The organism is Floridaenema evergladense BLCC-F167 (assembly GCF_041929205.2).
In the GTDB taxonomy this organism is placed as follows: Bacteria; Cyanobacteriota; Cyanobacteriia; order Cyanobacteriales; family Aerosakkonemataceae; genus Floridanema; species Floridanema evergladense.
Genome location: NZ_CM171625.1, coordinates 2,752,594 through 2,770,372 on the forward strand (window position 1 = coordinate 2,752,594; position 17,779 = coordinate 2,770,372).

Annotated in this window: 23 protein-coding genes, 2 pseudogenes and 1 riboswitch; of the genes and pseudogenes, 9 read left to right on the plus strand and 16 right to left on the minus strand. The window is 38.6% G+C overall.

Going from position 1 to position 17,779, the window contains the following annotated elements; translation table 11 throughout:
* Positions 1–225 precede the first annotated feature (225 nt).
* The 4 genes from ACE1CA_RS13535 to ACE1CA_RS13550 all read right to left on the minus strand — a co-directional run bounded on the left by ACE1CA_RS13535 (position 226) and on the right by ACE1CA_RS13550 (position 1,660).
* Entirely contained in the window at positions 226–465 is a 240-nt protein-coding gene (locus tag ACE1CA_RS13535; protein WP_413280371.1) for an NfeD family protein, read from the minus strand.
* A 12-nt stretch (positions 466–477) separates the two neighbouring features.
* Positions 478–1,116 (minus strand): sugar transferase, encoded by a 639-nt coding sequence (locus ACE1CA_RS13540; RefSeq protein ID WP_413280372.1) that lies wholly within the window; start codon positions 1,114–1,116, stop codon positions 478–480.
* A gap of 40 nt (positions 1,117–1,156) precedes the next feature.
* Positions 1,157–1,300 (minus strand): hypothetical protein, encoded by a 144-nt coding sequence (locus ACE1CA_RS13545; protein ID WP_413280373.1) that lies wholly within the window; start codon positions 1,298–1,300, stop codon positions 1,157–1,159.
* 81 nt (positions 1,301–1,381) lie between these two features.
* Positions 1,382–1,660: a late competence development ComFB family protein gene (locus ACE1CA_RS13550; RefSeq protein WP_413280374.1), complete on the minus strand. Its 279-nt coding sequence runs from the start codon at positions 1,658–1,660 to the stop codon at positions 1,382–1,384.
* Between the two features lie 192 nt (positions 1,661–1,852).
* Here ACE1CA_RS13550 and ACE1CA_RS13555 point away from each other — a divergent pair, with 192 nt between their 5' ends.
* Both ACE1CA_RS13555 and ACE1CA_RS13560 read left to right on the plus strand, forming a co-directional pair.
* Entirely contained in the window at positions 1,853–2,206 is a 354-nt protein-coding gene (locus ACE1CA_RS13555; protein ID WP_413280375.1) for a DUF433 domain-containing protein, read from the plus strand.
* Positions 2,206–2,571, plus strand: a complete 366-nt coding sequence (locus ACE1CA_RS13560; protein ID WP_413280376.1) for a DUF5615 family PIN-like protein — start codon at positions 2,206–2,208, stop codon at positions 2,569–2,571. Before ACE1CA_RS13555 ends, ACE1CA_RS13560 begins: the two co-directional genes overlap by 1 nt.
* Before the next feature lie 70 nt (positions 2,572–2,641).
* Here the strand turns inward: ACE1CA_RS13560 and ACE1CA_RS13565 are convergent, their stop codons facing one another.
* Positions 2,642–2,791, minus strand: coding sequence for a hypothetical protein (locus tag ACE1CA_RS13565; protein ID WP_413280377.1), 150 nt, complete (start codon positions 2,789–2,791; stop codon positions 2,642–2,644).
* Here ACE1CA_RS13565 and ACE1CA_RS13570 point away from each other — a divergent pair.
* Both ACE1CA_RS13570 and ACE1CA_RS13575 read left to right on the plus strand, forming a co-directional pair.
* Positions 2,781–3,044: a type II toxin-antitoxin system ParD family antitoxin gene (locus ACE1CA_RS13570; protein ID WP_413280378.1), complete on the plus strand. Its 264-nt coding sequence runs from the start codon at positions 2,781–2,783 to the stop codon at positions 3,042–3,044. The genes ACE1CA_RS13565 and ACE1CA_RS13570 overlap by 11 nt on opposite strands.
* A gap of 5 nt (positions 3,045–3,049) precedes the next feature.
* The gene (locus tag ACE1CA_RS13575) at positions 3,050–3,385 is read left to right on the plus strand and encodes a type II toxin-antitoxin system RelE/ParE family toxin (protein WP_413266225.1); all 336 of its coding nucleotides are present in this window, start codon (positions 3,050–3,052) and stop codon (positions 3,383–3,385) included.
* 81 nt (positions 3,386–3,466) lie between these two features.
* On the opposite strand, the gene ACE1CA_RS13580 is transcribed toward ACE1CA_RS13575, so the two are convergent.
* The 5 genes and pseudogenes from ACE1CA_RS13580 to ACE1CA_RS13600 form a co-directional block, all read right to left on the minus strand.
* A complete protein-coding gene (locus ACE1CA_RS13580; RefSeq protein WP_413280379.1) occupies positions 3,467–4,276 on the minus strand; it encodes a PEP-CTERM sorting domain-containing protein in 810 nt (269 codons plus the stop codon).
* 73 nt (positions 4,277–4,349) lie between these two features.
* Positions 4,350–4,916: a PEP-CTERM sorting domain-containing protein gene (locus ACE1CA_RS13585; RefSeq protein WP_486517845.1), complete on the minus strand. Its 567-nt coding sequence runs from the start codon at positions 4,914–4,916 to the stop codon at positions 4,350–4,352.
* Between the two features lie 283 nt (positions 4,917–5,199).
* Positions 5,200–5,547 (minus strand): hypothetical protein, encoded by a 348-nt coding sequence (locus ACE1CA_RS13590; RefSeq protein WP_413280381.1) that lies wholly within the window; start codon positions 5,545–5,547, stop codon positions 5,200–5,202.
* 8 nt (positions 5,548–5,555) lie between these two features.
* Entirely contained in the window at positions 5,556–5,924 is a 369-nt protein-coding gene (locus ACE1CA_RS13595; RefSeq protein ID WP_413280382.1) for a hypothetical protein, read from the minus strand.
* A 505-nt stretch (positions 5,925–6,429) separates the two neighbouring features.
* Positions 6,430–7,639, minus strand: a pseudogene (locus ACE1CA_RS13600) (IS1380 family transposase).
* 130 nt (positions 7,640–7,769) lie between these two features.
* On the opposite strand from ACE1CA_RS13600, the gene ACE1CA_RS13605 reads away from it, so the two are divergent.
* Together ACE1CA_RS13605 and ACE1CA_RS13610 are read left to right on the plus strand one after the other, a co-directional pair.
* A complete protein-coding gene (locus ACE1CA_RS13605; RefSeq protein WP_413276657.1) occupies positions 7,770–9,080 on the plus strand; it encodes a CHAT domain-containing protein in 1,311 nt (436 codons plus the stop codon).
* Positions 9,061–9,540, plus strand: a complete 480-nt coding sequence (locus ACE1CA_RS13610) for a type IV pilin-like G/H family protein (RefSeq protein WP_413276656.1) — start codon at positions 9,061–9,063, stop codon at positions 9,538–9,540. The genes ACE1CA_RS13605 and ACE1CA_RS13610 overlap by 20 nt, the downstream gene beginning before the upstream one ends.
* 125 nt (positions 9,541–9,665) lie before the next feature.
* Here the strand turns inward: ACE1CA_RS13610 and ACE1CA_RS13615 are convergent, their stop codons facing one another.
* The 4 genes and pseudogenes from ACE1CA_RS13615 to ACE1CA_RS13630 form a co-directional block, all read right to left on the minus strand.
* Positions 9,666–10,253 (minus strand): site-specific integrase, encoded by a 588-nt coding sequence (locus tag ACE1CA_RS13615; RefSeq protein ID WP_413276655.1) that lies wholly within the window; start codon positions 10,251–10,253, stop codon positions 9,666–9,668.
* Between the two features lie 370 nt (positions 10,254–10,623).
* Positions 10,624–11,055 (minus strand): type II toxin-antitoxin system VapC family toxin, encoded by a 432-nt coding sequence (locus ACE1CA_RS13620; protein WP_413276654.1) that lies wholly within the window; start codon positions 11,053–11,055, stop codon positions 10,624–10,626.
* A gap of 6 nt (positions 11,056–11,061) precedes the next feature.
* A complete protein-coding gene (locus tag ACE1CA_RS13625) occupies positions 11,062–11,289 on the minus strand; it encodes a hypothetical protein (protein ID WP_413276653.1) in 228 nt (75 codons plus the stop codon).
* A 638-nt stretch (positions 11,290–11,927) separates the two neighbouring features.
* Positions 11,928–12,200: pseudogene (locus ACE1CA_RS13630) on the minus strand (helix-turn-helix domain-containing protein); the annotation flags it as partial.
* 83 nt (positions 12,201–12,283) lie between these two features.
* Here ACE1CA_RS13630 and ACE1CA_RS13635 point away from each other — a divergent pair.
* Positions 12,284–13,858 (plus strand): DUF6399 domain-containing protein, encoded by a 1,575-nt coding sequence (locus ACE1CA_RS13635; protein WP_486517847.1) that lies wholly within the window; start codon positions 12,284–12,286, stop codon positions 13,856–13,858.
* A gap of 226 nt (positions 13,859–14,084) precedes the next feature.
* Positions 14,085–14,303 (plus strand): hypothetical protein, encoded by a 219-nt coding sequence (locus ACE1CA_RS13640; RefSeq protein ID WP_413278369.1) that lies wholly within the window; start codon positions 14,085–14,087, stop codon positions 14,301–14,303.
* A 65-nt stretch (positions 14,304–14,368) separates the two neighbouring features.
* On the opposite strand, the gene ACE1CA_RS13645 is transcribed toward ACE1CA_RS13640, so the two are convergent.
* Positions 14,369–15,409: a 1,9-bis(guanidino)-5-aza-nonane synthase gene (locus ACE1CA_RS13645; RefSeq protein WP_413278368.1), complete on the minus strand. Its 1,041-nt coding sequence runs from the start codon at positions 15,407–15,409 to the stop codon at positions 14,369–14,371.
* A 659-nt stretch (positions 15,410–16,068) separates the two neighbouring features.
* Between ACE1CA_RS13645 and rocD the strand changes: the two genes are divergently transcribed.
* The gene (gene rocD / locus ACE1CA_RS13650) at positions 16,069–17,310 is read left to right on the plus strand and encodes an ornithine--oxo-acid transaminase (protein WP_413278367.1); all 1,242 of its coding nucleotides are present in this window, start codon (positions 16,069–16,071) and stop codon (positions 17,308–17,310) included.
* 145 nt (positions 17,311–17,455) lie between these two features.
* Positions 17,456–17,601, plus strand: a riboswitch (cobalamin riboswitch).
* Between the two features lie 2 nt (positions 17,602–17,603).
* Here the strand turns inward: rocD and ACE1CA_RS13655 are convergent.
* The gene (locus ACE1CA_RS13655) at positions 17,604–17,741 is read right to left on the minus strand and encodes a hypothetical protein (protein ID WP_413278366.1); all 138 of its coding nucleotides are present in this window, start codon (positions 17,739–17,741) and stop codon (positions 17,604–17,606) included.
* Between the last annotated feature and the right edge of the window lie 38 nt (positions 17,742–17,779).

Genomic DNA, 17,779 nt, shown 5'->3' on the forward strand with positions numbered 1-17,779 from the left:
TAGTAGACCAAGGCTTTGAGGAATTCACCAGTATAATTACGGAAGATAACAATTTATTAGTACCTATAGGATAAGGAATATTCTGAAATGATTGGTATCTAACAAATACATTAATCAAGGATAATTTAAGTTTTAAAAGCCTGTAATAAGCACCAAGCCAAGCCAGCCGAACCATCTAATAAACTACCCAGCAGAAAGTACATATAAATAAACCGTATCAAAGGTCTAAAACAATTCATTGTTAACAGGACTTACCAACAATGTAATTCCTTGAATCCCAATAATATGAATAGTTTGTTCAGGAATTAGAGTTATTTGTCTATTAGCTTCATGGAGTTTAGCAGGCCAATAAGTCCCTAAAAACTTAACCCTTCCTGGTTGATTAGAAGTTATTTTCTTTTCCACTGTTCCTATTACAGGTTCTGGAAACATCTCTATCTCGAATTTAACAAACAAGTGTTTCATGTTTTCAAGTCCTTAACAAGCACCTGTTTGTCTAAGAATTAGAAAAAATGTTTGAACAATAATAACTAAATCATACCAAGGGTTCCATAATTTTTGGTAACGCAAATCAAGAGCAACAATAGCTTCAAAATCTTTGATTTTTGACCGACCGTTAACTTGCCATTCACCTGTTAATCCTGGTTTTACATTCAATCTCTGCCAGTGATGTTTACTATAGTGAATTACTTCATCTGTTGTGGGAGGACGAGTTCCTACTAAACTCATTTCTCCTGTGAGAACATTCCAAAATTGGGGAAACTCGTCTAAACTAGTGCGACGTAGGAAGCGCCCAACTCTGGTAATTCGGGGGTCATTTTCGTTTTTGAATATTAATCCTTTAGCTTCATTGTTGATTAACGCTTTGAGTGCATCGGCGTTTTGCACCATAGTCCGAAATTTGTAAATTCGGAAAGATTTACCATAGAGTCCATAACGTCTTTGACTGTAGAAAATTGGGCCAGGACTATCTAATTTGATGGCTATGGCGATCGGGAAAAAAATTAAAGCTAAAATTAGTAATCCGACTAAACTACCGATAATATCTATCAAACGTTTAGAGATAGATTTAGTAGAAGGGTGAGGATTCCTGAGAGATAATGATAATGTAGGCATTAGATTATTTACCTCAAGTTGGATGGATTTAAGCTTAAGTTTAGTTAAGTTGTAAGAGAGAGTTTAATCCTTGAAATCGGTAAGTTTGTAACCAACGACGCAAAGTTTTTGGATTTTTCCCGATGGTTGCAGCTAAATTTGTGAGAGTGTTGACTTTACCAATTTTGCAAAGGTATAAAGCCACAATTCTTTCTTTAGTATTTGGGTTTTGCTGTTGATTTAACAGTGCAATTAATTCTTGTGTTGTATCTCGATAGGAGCGAAATTACTTTTTTCTTTGAGCCGCCTTTATTCCCCAGCTAGCAGCTTTAGAAATTAAATCTTTTAATGTTTCTCTGGCTTGTTTTTGTTGCCAAAAATATCCTTCTAAAGAAGTGGCATACAAAGGTGGTAAACGATTGAGAGCGTAAGCTATAGCCTCGTTATTGTTAATAGATTCAGTGAGATGCTGGGGAAGGTTTTGTAGTTGCTGTTCTATTTCTTCAATTACCAGCATTTCCATTGCATTACGATAAAGTGAGACTGATTTATTTGGATGATTCATAGGTGGAAAAACATGAATGGTAATAGTTGTAATGGAGGATTTGCGATCGCGTCAAGCATGACTAGGATAATTAGATTTTGATGAGTTCCCAGTGGGCGAAATTCTACATATTATTATGGCGCGATTCAGCAAAACGGATGAAAAACAACGGCAGGTTTTGGTATAATCGAAATTCCAGTTGAGGTTTGAATTATGCAACTTGAAGACTACTTCAATTTTTTAGCCCCTAACGATATTCGCATTAAGGGAACGAGGGTAGGAATTGAAACAGTTCTCTATGATTTTATTCATCGCAAGCGGCTACCAGAAGAAATTGCTCAGAGTTACCGCACTATAACATTGGAACAAGTTTACGCAACGATTCTTTATTATTTACACAACCAGGAAGCTGTTAGCAAATACCTGGCTGATTGGATGGATTTCGCTCATCAACAACGGAAGGCGCAAGAGTTAAATCCTCATCCGGCAATCATTCGATTGCGACAAAAACTGGCAGAGCGTAAACTGGATTCTCAAGAACAATCAGAAATTTCAAAAATCGGCTAATGACTCTCAGCTATCTACTAGATGAAAATGTGGATCTTGCTTATCAAATACAACTACTTAAGCGTAATTCCAGTTTAGTTGTATTTGCTGTAGGTGATCCAGGTATGCCTTCCAAGTCAACCTTAGATCCAGAGATTCTCTGTTGGTGTGAGGAACAGAATCTTGTGCTAGTTACCAATAACCGCGCTTCTATGCCCATACACTTAGCTGACCACATCGCGCAAGGTCGCCATGTACCAGGAATTTTTATTTTGAATTCTAATTTGAGTATGGGTCGAATGATCGATGAATTAATTATCATTGCAGAAACCGCACTTGATGATGAGTATCAAGATGTAATTACTTATTTGCCAGTAACTAAATGAGGCGATCGCATAGAATTTATTTGAAGTAGTATTCGCATTTCAATTAATTCCTAAACCGAGCGCATTTCCATTAATTCCCAAACTCAATAATGCTCCGCATCGCTGGCGCGATCGCTATTCTTGTCGTAGGCATATCGCTGACAACTGAATTTGGCAGAAAATGGCAAATCTTGCCATAATATAAAAGAGAAGTAAAGCGAGTAACGAATGTGAAAAGCATAAACATTTCTCTGCCTGATGCAATGCGAACTTATGTAGAAGAACAGGTAGCAAACGGTGGCTACAGTACAGTGAGCGAGTATTTTCGGGAGTTAATTCGCCAAGACCAAAAACGGAAAGCGAATGAACGTTTAGAAGCCATGTTATTAGAAGGTTTAGATTCGGGAACTGCAACACCGATGAGCGATCGCGATTGGTCAGAAATTCGTCAAACAGTGCGTCAGAGAATTACGAAACGTCAAGAGATGAGCTAGAGGTAATGAGCGAAGTTAATAAACGACCGCAAGTTATCCGTGATTTGATAGAATTAGCAACTTATATTGCTGAAGATAGTTTGGATGTCTCCGATCGCTTCTTAGCAGCAGCGGAAGAAACTTTCAAACAACTGGGTAAAATGCCTGGAATGGGAAAATTATGTCAATTTTCTCATCCTAATTTAACTGGAGTTCGGCAGCAAGCTATCAAAGGATTTAGAAAATATCTTGTTTTTTACCTCTCTAGCGATTCGGGAGTGGAAATTTTGCGAGTTATTCATGGCGCAAGAGATATCGAAGCAATTTTAGAGGATGATTTGGGGGAAGATAACCCTGATTGATTACCAAATGCGATCGCACTTCGATAAATCCCCCAATCCGATCGCATTTTGATTAGTTCCAAGTAGGCGATCGCACTTTCATCAATCACTTACAACTGAATTCAAAACTTTCTGTTGCTGTTTGTGTTTCAGCAGGGAAGCTGCACCGAAAGTACCGAATGCTAATAAACCTAATGCAGAAGTAGGTTCGGGAACAGATTTGGAGGGAGAAGTTTCTTCTTGGGTAAACCCTGAATAGCGAACTTTTGACTGTGACATATTGTAAAAGCCGAAGCGACCCGGTTGAAATTTCCCGCTGACATCAAAGATAGTTTCTCCATCAATATCAATCTTGATACGATCTGTTTGATAGAGCAAACTAAAATCATATTCAGTATAGTCTTTCCAACCTTTGCCTTTGCCGAAGTCAGTCTTTATCAGATCAAAGTTGTTGCTTTCTTTGTGCTTGCAGAAGTTAGTATAGTCAGTAATAGTTCCATTAACTTTGGCTAAACTAAATCCTATTGGACATTGACCGTTTATACCTTGGTTCCAATCAAACAAAATAAAGTTGAATTCATTAGCTTTATCACCATTTGCGGCAATCGGTGACTGATAGCCGAACACAAATCCAATGAAATCGTCATCCGCCTTTTCTTCAACCTTAAATTTACCGTTGATGGTCGTGTTAATGAAATTATCTGGACTGACAAAGAATGTGGGGTAGCCGTTGATAGTTTGAAAAACTGAGGTTCCATCAGGAGATACAACCCAATTTCCGTTTGCAGGTGGGCCTTCCTTTGTCCATGTTCTCAAATCAATAAGGGTTGGTGCTGCATAAGCGGTAGTGCTGACAGCAATAGCAGCAAATCCCAAAGTTGTTGCTTTGATAAAGGTTTGAGTAGAAATCATAAAACTGGTTTCTCCGAAAAAGGGAAAATTTTGGATGTGAAGAATTTGGGGAGAAATTTGTAGTCCTCTCTAATTAATCAGTTACAACAGAATTCAAAACTTTCTGTTGCTGTTTGCGTTTCAGCAGGGAAGTAGCACCGAAAATGCTAATTGTTAATAAACTTAATGCAGAGCTAGGTTCAGGAACAGAAGTAGGATCTGGAGACGGAGGAACAATGTCTAATCGAACTCTTTTTCCGACTTGCATTGCTAATGGAATCGTGGATAATGTTGATGACGAATAGGCTTGCCAACTGTTTAAGCCTGTAGGAGCAGCAGTAAATTTTACAAGCATTTCCCAAGCATTTTCGAGGGAACCAATAGCTAAACCATCTGTACAGCAGGGACTCCAAGCATGATTTGATGTAAAGACAGTACCTCCAGAAAGCGTCTGCACTTGATCACTATCAGCGTCGTCTACCACTTTTATGGAAGCTGTATCTCCCATCAAATCGAAACGCATTTTAGCACTGCCACCATTTCCATTCTTAGGTTTATCATGAACAACAAATAGTGACAAACCATCGGCAGCAGCTTCAACTTTTTGGGCAAAGATAGAGAGGGCTAGTCCTAGCGTTGTCAGCATCAAAAATTTTTTCATGAGGAATCACTCCTTTAAACTATGAAAGGAAGGGCTTAGTGGGATAGGTATTCTCAGGAGCGCTCGCACATCCTCCCGAAAAGCGATCGTCCTGTAGTTTCCCTGACCTCTTATTCTCTCTTTCGGAATAACCTAAGTACTTTTATGCAAATTAGAAAATTTTTTTTACCATCTGACAAAAAGTTAAATTTTGTTAAAATATCCGAGATTTTGCGTAAAAACTTACTGCCAAAACCGAAAAATCTAGTTATATCAAATCCAAGTTAAATACCTCCATTATTCTTTAGTCCGCGTAGGCGGACTTTGTTTGTGTAGACGCGATTTCAATCGCCAGATTAATTACTTGTGCAACTTCTTTACGGGAAAAATTACCCAGATCGACAGGCAATTCCAAAGGTTCTCCATCCTTAAATTTTGCCAGTAACTTATATAACTTAACTGCTATTTCTTGATTAAACTTAAAAATGCGATCGAACTCTTCATCACCTTTAATCACCTCAAAACTTTCCCCAGCAATGGTGTCAGATTCAACCATCATTGTAAACTGATTTTCTTCTGTACCAAGCTGCACAGAAAGATTAAATTTCCCCCATTCCTCGGCGGATTCTATAGAAAGTAATTTTACATTCATGGTTTTTCTCAAAAAACTGCAATCTGATTCCAAAACTTTAAAAATTCCTCAACTTCCATTTTATAGCTTGTTCCTTCCCACAAATCACGAATTAGCACTAGTCCGTTGTCATCAACACCATCAACTACTACCATGTGGGCTATTCTATTGCCAAATTCCTTCATTTGAGCCATCCATGATCTTTTGGTATTTAATAACAGGTTAAAAGCTGCCAAAGTTGTTGGTGTATTAATAAAACCCCCTTGCCATTTTTTAGAACTAAGTGGAGTCAGTTGATTCAGTGCATTTGCAATTGCTTGAGCCGAAGTAGGCGCACCAGTTAAATTTTCAATTAGGCTTTGATTGATATTAGTAAATCCCCGATCTATTAGTAGCATTTCAGCACTCGCAGGGCCACAAGATAAGTTACTTACTTGTCGTACAACTCTTGGATCAACAACTTCATCAATAACTGACCATCCACCACCAGCACCAAAAAGTTCTGGTTGGTCTTCCGGTTGGGGGGTAGCGCCTGAATCTTTGGTGATAGGGAGGCTCCTAGAAACAAGATTGGGAGAACTTTTTTTATGATACGCAAAAGGCGATGTAATTTGAATACCAATTAGTAGGGTGCTCTACCCGCATTTCTCACAAACAATAAAAAATCAATTTACATGACCTGATGTAAGACTTTTTTTTGATACATCATCAATTGAAATTTAGGTAGGGAAATAAGTTAAGTATAATTCAGGATTTATCAAGATAAAATAGTTACTCTATTTATCTTAGTACTGAAATCGAAATGCTGTGTTCATAAAATTAAACATTACAAAACCGGGCTTAGATAAAACCAAGCCAAAGTCTCATTAATTAGAGACTTAGAAAATGCACCTTGACTTTAGATTAAGCGGTATTTGGGAGCATTTTTAAGCATCTGTAAGCAGCAGCAAAGATATGTTTGTACGGACAAGAGCTAGTAATCGCAACTAAAATTCGCCCGGCGCTTACAGTAATCAATGCGCCTAGTTTTAGTAATTTAGTACGAATAGTTCCGACTTGAGCGTTTTGTAGTTCCGTCTTCGCTAAACATTGTTGACGCAATGCGTTCATCAAAACGTAAGCCAGAGAAGAAAACCATAATCTTAATTGATTTCCAGCGAATGTATGGGTGCTGGTTCTATCACTAAAAAGTTCAAGTTGTTGCTCCTTAAAGCGATTTTCCATCTCGCCTCGCTTACAATATTTTTGCGTGTAGACTTGAGCAGGAGGTACTTTATTGGTAGTTAGTGAAGTAACCACAAAACGAACCAGTCTGCGATTCACACCATGTCATGATATCGTCTCTGGAATAGGCACTATCTCCTCGGACTAAAATCTGGACATTACTCCATTTCTCACGAATTTGTTTAATAATTCTCTGTAATTCTTCTAAAGCCCCGGCTGCTGGATCTACATTTGAAGGTCGTAGCTTGGCTGCCAATAAGTGTTTTCCACAAAAAATATATAGTGGAGTATAGCAGTATCCTGCGTAATAAGTATTGAAGAAAACTTGCTCCTGATTACCATGTACTAAATCATCAGTTACATCCAAATCTAAAATAATTTGTCGTGGTTCTTTGGAGTAAGATTCTAGAAATATCTTCACAAATAGACTTTCAATTTCTGATGGAGAATGCCCAATTTTATGATAACGATTGTCTGCTCCTTGTTCTAGATCATCAGGACAATGTTCGAGACGGTTTAATGTACTTTTTCCGGCTAAAATCACTGGCTCATTTTCTCTACCAATTCTTTTTCCTAATGCTATAGCAAACATTGGCTCATGACGTAATTCCTCGTGATCATTTAAGTCTTCATACCCCATGACCAGACCGTATATCCTTTGTGTAATTAAGCTTTCTACTGTATGGTCAATTCGATTTGGTTTTCGGTAATCTTGGAAACACTGTGCAAACTGTGATGTTATTTGTAGTTTTCTGTCTATTTCAGCAATTAAACTTAATCCGGCATCCGATGTTACCTGTCCACCCTGGAAATTAACTACAACTGGGGGCGATTTTGGTTGCTCAAATTTGAACTGTTTTGGGAGTGAGCGCGAAGCTTGTTGGGTCATACTTTATAACTGCTGAAATCCTTGCTATCTATACATTTTAGCAGGTTTTTACCCCCTTTTTCTCAGCGTTTGTGAGAAATCCGGGATTACCTTTAGCGAAGGAGATTTTGCTACAGGTTTTCCAGTAGTTATGGTGCAAATTTGGTCAGATGGACATTCTTTACCGATAGTTTTAACGGGAAAATTGCCACCTCAACCAGAAATTCCGCAACTTTACCGCCAAATACAACAAATCCGCAACCCGCAGATTACCGCAAGTAGAATTAAAGGGAAAAAAGAGCAAATTACTAATGTTTCTATTAGGGAATTGGGAGAATTAGCGAAGTTGTTAGAAGAACAAATTAACGGTTGGTTAAACTCTCAGGAATTTCGCTTAATCTCTGATAAATTAAGGGAAAGATTAAACCCAAAAGATGAAATTAGAGTAATTTTGCAATCTCAAAATCTACAATTATTACGTCTCCCTTGGCATTTATGGGATTTTTTTACGGTTTATCGCCAAGCGGAAATTGCTTTAAGTGCTGCTGCTGGCGACAGAGTGAATAAATCAACTACACCCAGAACTAAGGTGAGGATTTTAGCGATTTTGGGTGATAGTGAAGGGATTGATGTTGTTAGCGATCGCCAAATCCTCGAAAAATTACCCGATGCAGAAACCGTTTTTTTAGTAGAACCTACCCGTGAAAAACTAAATAAATATCTTTGGGATGAACAAGGTTGGGATATCCTTTGTTTTTCTGGACATAGTAACAGTATAGCAGATGGAACGATGGGATTTATTCATATTAACCAAACAGATAAATTAAGTATTTCTGAACTGAAAAATGCTTTAATGAGTGCGATCGAACGTGGGTTGCATTTGGCAATTTTTAATTCTTGCGATGGGTTAGGATTAGCTCAACAATTAGATGATTTGCATATTCCCCAAATTATCATTTGGCGAGAACCAGTACCCGATAAAATAGCACAAGAATTTTTGAAAAACTTTCTCCAAGCTTTTTCTCAAAGCAAATCTTTATATGTCTCTGTGCGACAAGCAAGGGAAATTTTACAAGGTATGGAAGACAGATTTAGCTGTGCGAGTTGGTTGCCTGTCATTTGCCAAAATCAAGCAGAAATTCCGCTGAAATGGCGGGAATTTATTAAAAATAATCAATTGGAAGTAGAGGATTTATTAGCCAATATTCAAGCAGCTTTAGAGGCAGAAACAAGTTTATTATTAGAAGATAAAGCAGAAGCATTAGAACAAGTTAATATTTTAAAAGAAATCGGACAAAATTATAAGTCAAGCGAACAGCAAAAATTAGTAAAAACTGCGCTGAGAATTTTGAAGGTTATAGTTGCTGAATACCCTGACGCTATTAAATTAGCTGAAGAAGTTAATAATTTATCACTCACCTATTTCATTTTTGGAGGTAACTATGAAAATCAGCCAAAATAAGTTTTGGCATCGCTTAAAGTGGGCTAATGAAAATCAAGGTTTAACCTTGTATGAATTGCTGGTTGTCTTGGTGATTATAGAAATTCTAGTAGTTATTGCTGTTCCTACTTTTTGGCGATTTGCCAACCGAGCTAAAGAAGTTGAAGCTATTAATAAAATCAGGTACCTTAATACAATGCAACAGGGGTACTATATGGAAAATTTATTATTTGCTAATACAACCACAGAACTCAATTCCTATTCTTTAGAATCAAGCGAAAATTACTCTTATGTAATTATGGTTTTACCAAATGTTCCGATTGCAATCCACGCTGCTATATCGAAAAAATCAGATGTCAGGCATTATGGGGGAGTAGTGTATTTAAAATCTGGACAACCCGTAACCTGTGGGCCTTTACCAGTCTCAAAGCAACCCACAGTTCGAGAAATTTTAATTTTATATTATACCCATTGTCCGTAATACTTTTCGTCAGTCATGAGCGATCGCTCCATCTCTGCCAAACATTGACCCCATCCTTCATTCAACACTGGATAAATCAAATTCTCACAAATAGCATCTGACGAATTATCTACAGGGGTTAGGGGTCAGGGGGTAGGGGATAGGGAAGAAAATCCAACCCTATCCCCTACCCCCCAACACCCAACCCCTTCCTCTACACTATCCGTAAATAACAAATCTAACTCTTCCTTAAAAGCTGCTTTTACGGGCAATTCAATTCCCACTATATAGTCGCTTAAAACGTACTTCAATTGAAACTTTTTAGCGACAGCACTAATACTCTTATAACTACTAAACGGCAACAACCTCGCCTTATCGCAAGCAAAGCTAAACAAACTGCGTACTCCCAACAACCGCCTCGCTACCGTATTCGGTGAAATAGTTTCCCCTGCTTTTTTCTGATTGAGCGATCGCTCTAAAGCTTGCTTGTAAGCAATTAAATCATTACCCGTAACCAGAGGCAGCGGTTTATTTTCAATAAACCCTAAAAAATAATCGATATCTTGCTGGTAGGCGCGACGAGTATGACGCGATTTTTTGTTCGCCAACCATAATTCGATTAACTCTTCATTGGTTTCTACCTGCACCAATGGAGTTGCGGAAATCAACCCCTCAGAGAGCAAAGCAGTTTTATTCCATAATTTGACCGGGACTAGTACGGGCGTACTTAGCATATTTAGTACAAAAAATTGGATGATAATGGTTCATATCAGCTAATATTTGTTCGTTTCAGTCTATTCTATTATATAGATAATTCAAATTTGTCTATACATAAAACTAGACATTCTTTTGAATGTTCTGTTGTGGGTTCGCAGACAAAGTGAAAAAAGATGCGGAATAGATGAAAAAGTAGCAGACAAGTTGAAAAAATGTTGCAGAGTAGTTGAAAAATCCAAGCAGGTAAGATAGCTAAAACTATTTCACTCATAGAGAACCAACAACCTTAGTACAAACTGTACTTGAGTTCAAAGGCAAAGGGATTTCTCAAAATATCTTATTGAAACTGTTGTATTGGGGCTATAGAAAAGTTAGGTCTTTCCTCCCTTAATACCTGGAATTTTCTTCGGTTTCTTCCTGCGTTTCCTCTAACCAATCTTCTAATTGCAAACCGGGAATATTGATGAAATCCTTGATATTATGAGTTACAAGTATGTCTCCACGCGAGCGTGCTACAGCAGCAATTATTCCATCTAACTTTTGAGTAGGTCTGCCGATTCTTTTTAACTCACCCTGAATTATACCAAATTCGAGTGCTGCATCTTCATCAAATTGGACAATAGTGGGAATCAAATTAATGAAATTGCGAGTATCTCTAAGGTTTTCTGCAATTTTTTGAGAACAGTAAGCACCCTGATACAGTTCTGCTATCACAATTGTAGAGAGGCCACATTGACTAAACCTGGGATAAAATTTAGCGATCGCTTGAGGATGCTTGTCAATGAGTGCAATACAAATATTGGTATCTAACAAATACACTTTTCCTCACCGTTCGCTTTCAATTTTTTTTTCTGCTTCTAAAGTTTTCATGGTGTTGACAAAATCCGCTCTGGCTTCCCAATTATCCAGTAATTCCTTCATTTTTTCTAACCTTTCTTCATTACTCATTGGCCGAATCACTTTCAGCTCAATATTTAATTCGTCACCATCAGGAATATTGATTTCCTCTGTTAGTTCAATGGTCTTTCCCCTTTTGATGCCTTTGATTTTCATACAATTCTCTGTGCTACTATCTAACAGTTTACAAGATTATTGAAAAAATAGCCCTGTATACTAACAACAGGGCTAGAAAAAATGTGGTAAATAATTAGCGGTTACTCGTCCTCATCCTCGGAAAATTCTTCATCTTCGTCTAATTCAAAATCATCGTCATCGTCTTCATCTTCGCTACCTTCGTCCTCTTCGTCCTCATCATCCTCCTCGTCATCCAATTCATCGAGAACATCATCAATTTCGTCTTCATCATCATCAAAGTCGTCATCCTCAACTTCAGATTCCTTGGCAATTTCATTACGACGCTTGAGTGATTGAACGTTAAATTCAACTAAGTCAGCAATCGCCATTTCCGTATTTTCCGAAATGCTATCGTACAGCTTACCCATTGCCATAGCTACCACTTCAGTATCGTATTTGAGAGCATCAGGACGACCGAATAATTTGGGGAATACCGTATTATTCCACTCTTGCCAATCAAACTTTTTGCCATTACCATTGCCATTACGTTTGTTAATTTGAGCTTGCACATCCAAGCCCAACTTTTCCCTTGTAGCATGACCAACTTTGGTAGAAACACGACTGTCACGGCGTTGAATTGTTACGCTATAATCAGGGCTATATTTCGGGAGGAATTCTAAATGAATATATTTATCTGTGGCTTTTTGATGATTCCCCTTCATCCTTTCATCGACTAGACTTTCTAGATTATCTGGGTCTCCATGTACACACCAATAAGATACTTTATTTATTGAACAGCCCACAAATTCCGCTATTTTAGCTTGAGTTTTTCCATCATTTAGCAACAGTAATATCAAGATTCTTTCTCTAATATTTCCATCTTCTTCTTCTTTCAGGGCTTTTTGTAGCTTCTCTACTTGTTCTAAGTTCAGATGATTCTTTGCTGGCATTTCCCCACCCACTTGGCTCTATTGGCTTTTCCATTTTACCCTATTTAAATGCTTAACAGCTTACTGAGGATTTGGCAAATAGCATGAATGTGCGTGTGCGGGGGTTTGAACTCTTCAAAGCTGGTCTAATCAATGGCTTAAAATCTATTCGTAGTTTAGCAGATCTGACGCAAATTTCTAAAAGTAGCGTTCATCGCCATCAACAAGCAATGAAACGACGTAACCTACATCCAGAGTCCCACCTGTGGGAAACACCAGCGGGATATCAATGGTTACGGTTATTAGTTTTTGCGACTGTCTATATCTTTGGCATTCAACAAGGTGTAGGCTGTGAAGTAATTTCGCGGTTTTTTCATCTGTTACGTTTGCAGAACGTAATCGGAGTTTCTCCAACCAGCTTGCGCCGCATTGAAGCACAAATGCGAGAACAAATTCTCAATTACTCTGATAAAATACAACAACAGTTAAAAAACAATCCTACCACATTGGAAATCCGAGCGGGTGCGGATGAAACCTTTTTTCCTGAAGTGGTATTGGTGTTAATGGATTTGGTTTCAGGCTACATTATTTTAGAAGATTTTAGTCACGATAGGCAATACTTGACTTGGAGCCAAAAAGCGGAAAAGGCACTGCAAAATCTGGGTGGAATGGTGGTAGTTAAATCTCTCGTTAGTGACCGAGCTAAAGCTTTAATCCAGTTAGCGGTACAAGGGTTCGACTGTGCTTCTATTCCTGACTTGTTTCATGCAATGCGTGGGATTTCTAAAGTAGTCGGTTCTTGTTTTGGTAGTCGATTAAACCATCTGAAAAAGCAGTTACGTACTCTACACAGTCAAGTTTTGAATTCCACTCAAAAGCGCCAACCAATTCCGGAACGATTGTCACAACAAATTGCAGTTCTGCAAGAGGAATACAATTTTTTCTTGACTGGACAACAGGCTTATCATCATATTTTACATCAAATTACTTGCACTGTTCATCCTTTCGCTATCGATGGTAGTGGATTTCAATCTACTGTTGATGTTGCCACTGCTCTTTATCAACTACTTCCTCAGTTAGCTGCTGTGGGTCATACTTACCAAATAGCGAAACTAGACAAAGCAATAAAAGCTTTTAGCGACCAAATTGCGGCGATGGCTGCGGGAATTAATTTATGGTGGCAATCTGTAGAAGAGAGTTTACTTTTAGAAGAAATAGATGTGGAAATGTCTGATTGGTTATTAAAATACTTTCTCCCCCATTTTTATTGGCGCTCCGTCATTGCTCAAACTAAAAACCCAACTTTGTGCCAGATTTATGAGTCAACATCAATAGAAGCTTTAAGCCGCTTACTACTACATCCCTTAACCAGTAAGCTCGACCGAGATGAATGGGCACATTGGCGTGATTGGGCTACTCTTATGTCGGCTAAATTTCAGCGGAGTTCTTCTGCGATTGAGGGGCGTAATGGTTATTTATCCCGTCTGCATCATTGTGGGCGAGGTATTTCTCAACAGCAGTTACCAGTGTTAACGGTCATTCATAATTTTGATTTGAAAAGAACTGATGGAACTACTGCTGCACAACGATTATTTTCTCAGGAATTTCCCGATTTATTTGAGTGGGTAATTGCACAAATGGGTGACTTACCTTTACCTCGAAAATCTTATTCTTTTTAGTGAAAATTAACTGAATTTTGACAATTAAATTCTGATTTATTCTAAGTCAGCTAGGGATTATTATTTCTGGCTTAAGTAGTATTGTACTACACTTTATTGACTATTGATTTTTCTCAAGTTCCTTCTTTGTACCTTTAAGTCCTTGGAATCAAGATCCCACCAACTGTCCCGGCTTAGGTTGGTAGCCCACATTGATTTTCGCAAATTAGATTTTAGGAGACCGAACATGAAAGCTAACTATTCTTATGCCTCTGCTGTTTTCAACGCTGATTTCAACAAATTTGCACCCATCACAGCTAATCAAGCTTGGTCATTGTTCTTTACTCTAGGAAAAAATGATGCAGCATTGGGAGATAATCCAGAGGTGGGAAAGCTTTTCACTAATATCACGATCGGATCGGTCGTTACTTTTATTTTAGGAGCTTGTATTTTCACCTCCATCTAAAGCGGTAAATTTATCAAAAAAGAATCCCCGCAGGATTGAACTGTCGGGGATTCTTTTTTGTGACGCTATCTTGCAGATACTAGCTGAGTTTTGTCAAATAACTGTGCCAAACGACGCACGGATCGATCGCGCCAGTTCCCCTTGCCATAAGCATAACCAGCAATCAAAGGCAACGCCAGCGTAGCTTCGGAAAATACCATTTGTTCGACGTTTTTATTGACTTTTCCCCAAGAATGTGCTTCTCGCAAAGTAGAACCGGATAATGCACCATCCCGTTCGTCTGCGACAGTAATTTGAATTGTGTATTTGTGCATTGTCACATCAAATCCCAACATTTCCGCCGCCACAACCGTATCTTGGGCAAAGTTTTTCGGTACGCCACCACCAATCATTACCAATCCAGTGTATTTCGCCGCAAGTTTGCACTGGGTTAATTCGCGGAAATCGCCCACCGAATCAATGGTAAGATAAGACTCTGGCGAATTCCACTGGTGATGTACTAAACCAAAACCAGCCGAACAATCACTAAAAGCCGGGACAAAAATGGGTACTTGATGTTGATAAGCAGCTAATACAACTGACTGTGTATCTGTTTTTTGTTTTTCCAGATATGCACCCATTTCTTGAATAAATTCCCGCGAAGAATAGGGGCGCTTTTCTAAAGAATTAGCAATTTCCGCGATCGTCATATCGCACACCCGCAGTTGATCTTCATCAATGTAGGTGTCGTAAATGCGATCGATCCTTTCTTGGCGCAACATTTCATCATCTGCTAAAGGATCGCCGACATAGTGACGAAAACCTAACGCTTCAAAGAAATCCTGATCCACAATATTAGCACCAGTGGAAACGATCGCATCCACCATATTATGAGTAATCAGGTCATACACCACATTTTTCAGTCCGGCGCTAAACAAAGAACCTGCCAAACATAAAATAATTGCACAATCTGAATCTTGCAGCATTTCATCGTAAATTTTCGCCGCCCTTCCCAAGTTTCGTGCTTGAAATGCCATCTGACTCATAGACTCTACCAAGCCTACAACATCAAAGGCTTTAATATCAATTGGTTGCACAACTTCTTGCAATAAATCTTCCCGATTCATCACTTTCTCCTGCATTTAATTAAAGTACAAAAAACTAACTACGAAACACACATTGACGCTTCGATAGATTAAGCTATTCTTCACTTACTAGGCGCTTCGCAGTGGTCGTACCAAGAAATAGCAGGACTGGTTTCTCGTCGCTTACCTAAGCGAATTTGGAGATCCCAAAGTTTCGCAAAAATTACGGATGGACTCACCAATTTTGCTTTTTTTACACCTCGCACAAGTCCGCTTTTTAAACATAGCAGATTAGGATTTAATTGCAATCCCCTTGGAGGGGATAGAATCAATGAAATAGAACTTGACTGGGTTTTGCGATCGTGCTAATTTCAGTCAAAGATATGTAAATTTTAGGTCTTCGCACCCGATCGGGGCAAATGCTACAACCGTTAACAGCAGTGATACCAAAACAAGTAAGACTCCTCGCCCAAGTTGAGTGGGCGACAGGTTTCACTCATCTGAATTAACCTACAGGTAGCACAAAAGTTTTTAATTTTGTGGAATAGATCGCTTTAGAGAAGAGAGATTCTCTTGGTTGTATTTTGTGCGAGCCTTAATATCGGATAAATTGAATTTCCCAAATAATTTGGAAGTATCCACTGCTATAAAAATGGGAATTATTACCCATTACCTATTACCCATAGAGGACAAGTTTACAAATGCTAGTTTCTGCTGACCTTTCATCGAATTTAACAATTTCAGATACTCAAAGCTACATTGATTTAGAAAATACTTACGGTGCCGATAATTACCATCCCTTAGATGTAGTAATTACTAAAGGTCAAGGGGCTTGGGTGTGGGATATTGAAGGTAACAAATATCTCGATTGTTTGAGTGCTTATTCAGCATTAAATCAAGGGCATTGTCATCCTAGAATTTTTCAAGCAATGGTAGAACAAGCCAAAAAAGTCACCCTGACTTCTCGCGCTTTTCGCAATGACCAATTAGGCAAATTTTATGAAAAACTTTGCCAAATTTCCGGCTTACCGAAAGTATTGCCAATGAATTCTGGTGCCGAAGCCGTAGAAACAGCAATTAAAGCGATTCGCAAGTGGGCATATACGATCAAAGGCGTAGCTAAAAGTCAAGCAGAAATTATCGTATGTAGCAATAACTTTGCCGGACGAACTATTAGTATTGTCAGCTTTTCAACCGAAGAACAATATCAACATGGTTTTGCACCTTTCACTCCCGGTTTTAAAGTCGTTCCCTACGGAGATGTGGCAGCTTTAGAAGCAGCTATTACACCAAATACGGCGGCTTTTTTCCTAGAACCAATTCAAGGAGAAGGGGGAATTATGATTCCGCCAGATGGCTATTTAAAACAAGCCGAACGTATTTGTCGCCAAAATAACGTGCTGTTAGTATTTGATGAAATTCAAACAGGTTTGGGACGCACGGGCAAAATGTTTGCCTTTGAACATGAAGGAGTAAAACCTGATGGAATTACAATTGGAAAAGCTTTATCCGGTGGTTTTTATCCGATATCCGCGTTTTTGAGTACATCGGAAGTGATGGATGTATTTAATCCCGGAGATCATGGAAGTACCTTTGGAGGAAATCCTTTAGCAGCTGCGATCGCCATTGCCGCACTCGATGTAATTGTAGACGAACAATTGCCAGAAAGAGCAGCAGAATTGGGTAATTATTTTATTGCTAAATTACAAGCAATTCCCAGTCCCCACATTGAAGAAGTAAGAGGACGAGGATTGTTAATTGGTGTTGAATTAAAACCGGAAGCAGGCGGTGCCAGAAGATTCTGCAAAGCACTGATGAAAGAAGGAATTCTCGCCAAAGAAACCCGCGAAAATATTATTCGATTTGCGCCACCGTTGGTAATTTCGCGTTCAGATTTAGATTGGGCATTAGAGAGAATTGAACAAGTGTTAATAGCCAGTTAATTAGCTGAAGTTGGTAATTGTGCTTTTTTGACATTTCCCCTATTTGAAATACAGGGGAAATGTTAATGTAACTAAAACTTGAGATGAACTAATTACTTTTAGTTAATTTTTTGTTCAGAAGCTTGCAAAAAGTTTTCTAATATATTATTGTTTTATGACAGTCGGTTCCAACGGGGAGCAGCCGTTGGAGGAAACGGGGAAAGTTCGGTGTAAATCCGGCACTGTCCCGCAACTGTGAAGAGAAGACTAACCTCTCTGAGTCAGGATGCCCGCCGATAATTACATTATTTAACTTAACCATCTGCGAGGTACAGATCGTGTCTAACATAAGCTTTTTTCGATTCCAAATACATCATTGGTTGCCAAGCAATTGCCAGGAGTTGGTTTTGGCAGTTTGGCTTAATTGCGTTTGCCAGCAGTAGCAGCATCATTTATCCCCATGCGCCCCTAGTCAGTTTTGCCGTCATTG

Bases quoted from the DNA above. Each gene is read 5' to 3' on its own strand.
- ACE1CA_RS13555 (WP_413280375.1), top strand. From the start codon at position 1,853: ATGCAACTTGAAGACTACTTCAATTTTTTAGCCCCTAACGATATTCGC.
- ACE1CA_RS13590 (WP_413280381.1), bottom strand. From the start codon at position 5,547: ATGAATGTAAAATTACTTTCTATAGAATCCGCCGAGGAATGGGGGAAA.
- ACE1CA_RS13645 (WP_413278368.1), bottom strand. From the start codon at position 15,409: ATGAATCGGGAAGATTTATTGCAAGAAGTTGTGCAACCAATTGATATT.
- ACE1CA_RS13535 (WP_413280371.1), bottom strand. From the start codon at position 465: ATGAAACACTTGTTTGTTAAATTCGAGATAGAGATGTTTCCAGAACCT.
- ACE1CA_RS13585 (WP_486517845.1), bottom strand. From the start codon at position 4,916: ATGAAAAAATTTTTGATGCTGACAACGCTAGGACTAGCCCTCTCTATC.
- ACE1CA_RS13550 (WP_413280374.1), bottom strand. From the start codon at position 1,660: ATGAATCATCCAAATAAATCAGTCTCACTTTATCGTAATGCAATGGAA.
- rocD (WP_413278367.1), top strand. From the start codon at position 16,069: ATGCTAGTTTCTGCTGACCTTTCATCGAATTTAACAATTTCAGATACT.
- ACE1CA_RS13560 (WP_413280376.1), top strand. From the start codon at position 2,206: ATGACTCTCAGCTATCTACTAGATGAAAATGTGGATCTTGCTTATCAA.
- ACE1CA_RS13635 (WP_486517847.1), top strand. From the start codon at position 12,284: ATGAATGTGCGTGTGCGGGGGTTTGAACTCTTCAAAGCTGGTCTAATC.
- ACE1CA_RS13575 (WP_413266225.1), top strand. From the start codon at position 3,050: ATGAGCGAAGTTAATAAACGACCGCAAGTTATCCGTGATTTGATAGAA.
- ACE1CA_RS13655 (WP_413278366.1), bottom strand. From the start codon at position 17,741: ATGATGCTGCTACTGCTGGCAAACGCAATTAAGCCAAACTGCCAAAAC.
- ACE1CA_RS13605 (WP_413276657.1), top strand. From the start codon at position 7,770: ATGGTGCAAATTTGGTCAGATGGACATTCTTTACCGATAGTTTTAACG.
- ACE1CA_RS13625 (WP_413276653.1), bottom strand. From the start codon at position 11,289: ATGAAAATCAAAGGCATCAAAAGGGGAAAGACCATTGAACTAACAGAG.
- ACE1CA_RS13595 (WP_413280382.1), bottom strand. From the start codon at position 5,924: ATGCTACTAATAGATCGGGGATTTACTAATATCAATCAAAGCCTAATT.
- ACE1CA_RS13580 (WP_413280379.1), bottom strand. From the start codon at position 4,276: ATGATTTCTACTCAAACCTTTATCAAAGCAACAACTTTGGGATTTGCT.
- ACE1CA_RS13615 (WP_413276655.1), bottom strand. From the start codon at position 10,253: ATGCTAAGTACGCCCGTACTAGTCCCGGTCAAATTATGGAATAAAACT.
- ACE1CA_RS13610 (WP_413276656.1), top strand. From the start codon at position 9,061: ATGAAAATCAGCCAAAATAAGTTTTGGCATCGCTTAAAGTGGGCTAAT.
- ACE1CA_RS13565 (WP_413280377.1), bottom strand. From the start codon at position 2,791: ATGCTTTTCACATTCGTTACTCGCTTTACTTCTCTTTTATATTATGGC.
- ACE1CA_RS13540 (WP_413280372.1), bottom strand. From the start codon at position 1,116: ATGCCTACATTATCATTATCTCTCAGGAATCCTCACCCTTCTACTAAA.
- ACE1CA_RS13640 (WP_413278369.1), top strand. From the start codon at position 14,085: ATGAAAGCTAACTATTCTTATGCCTCTGCTGTTTTCAACGCTGATTTC.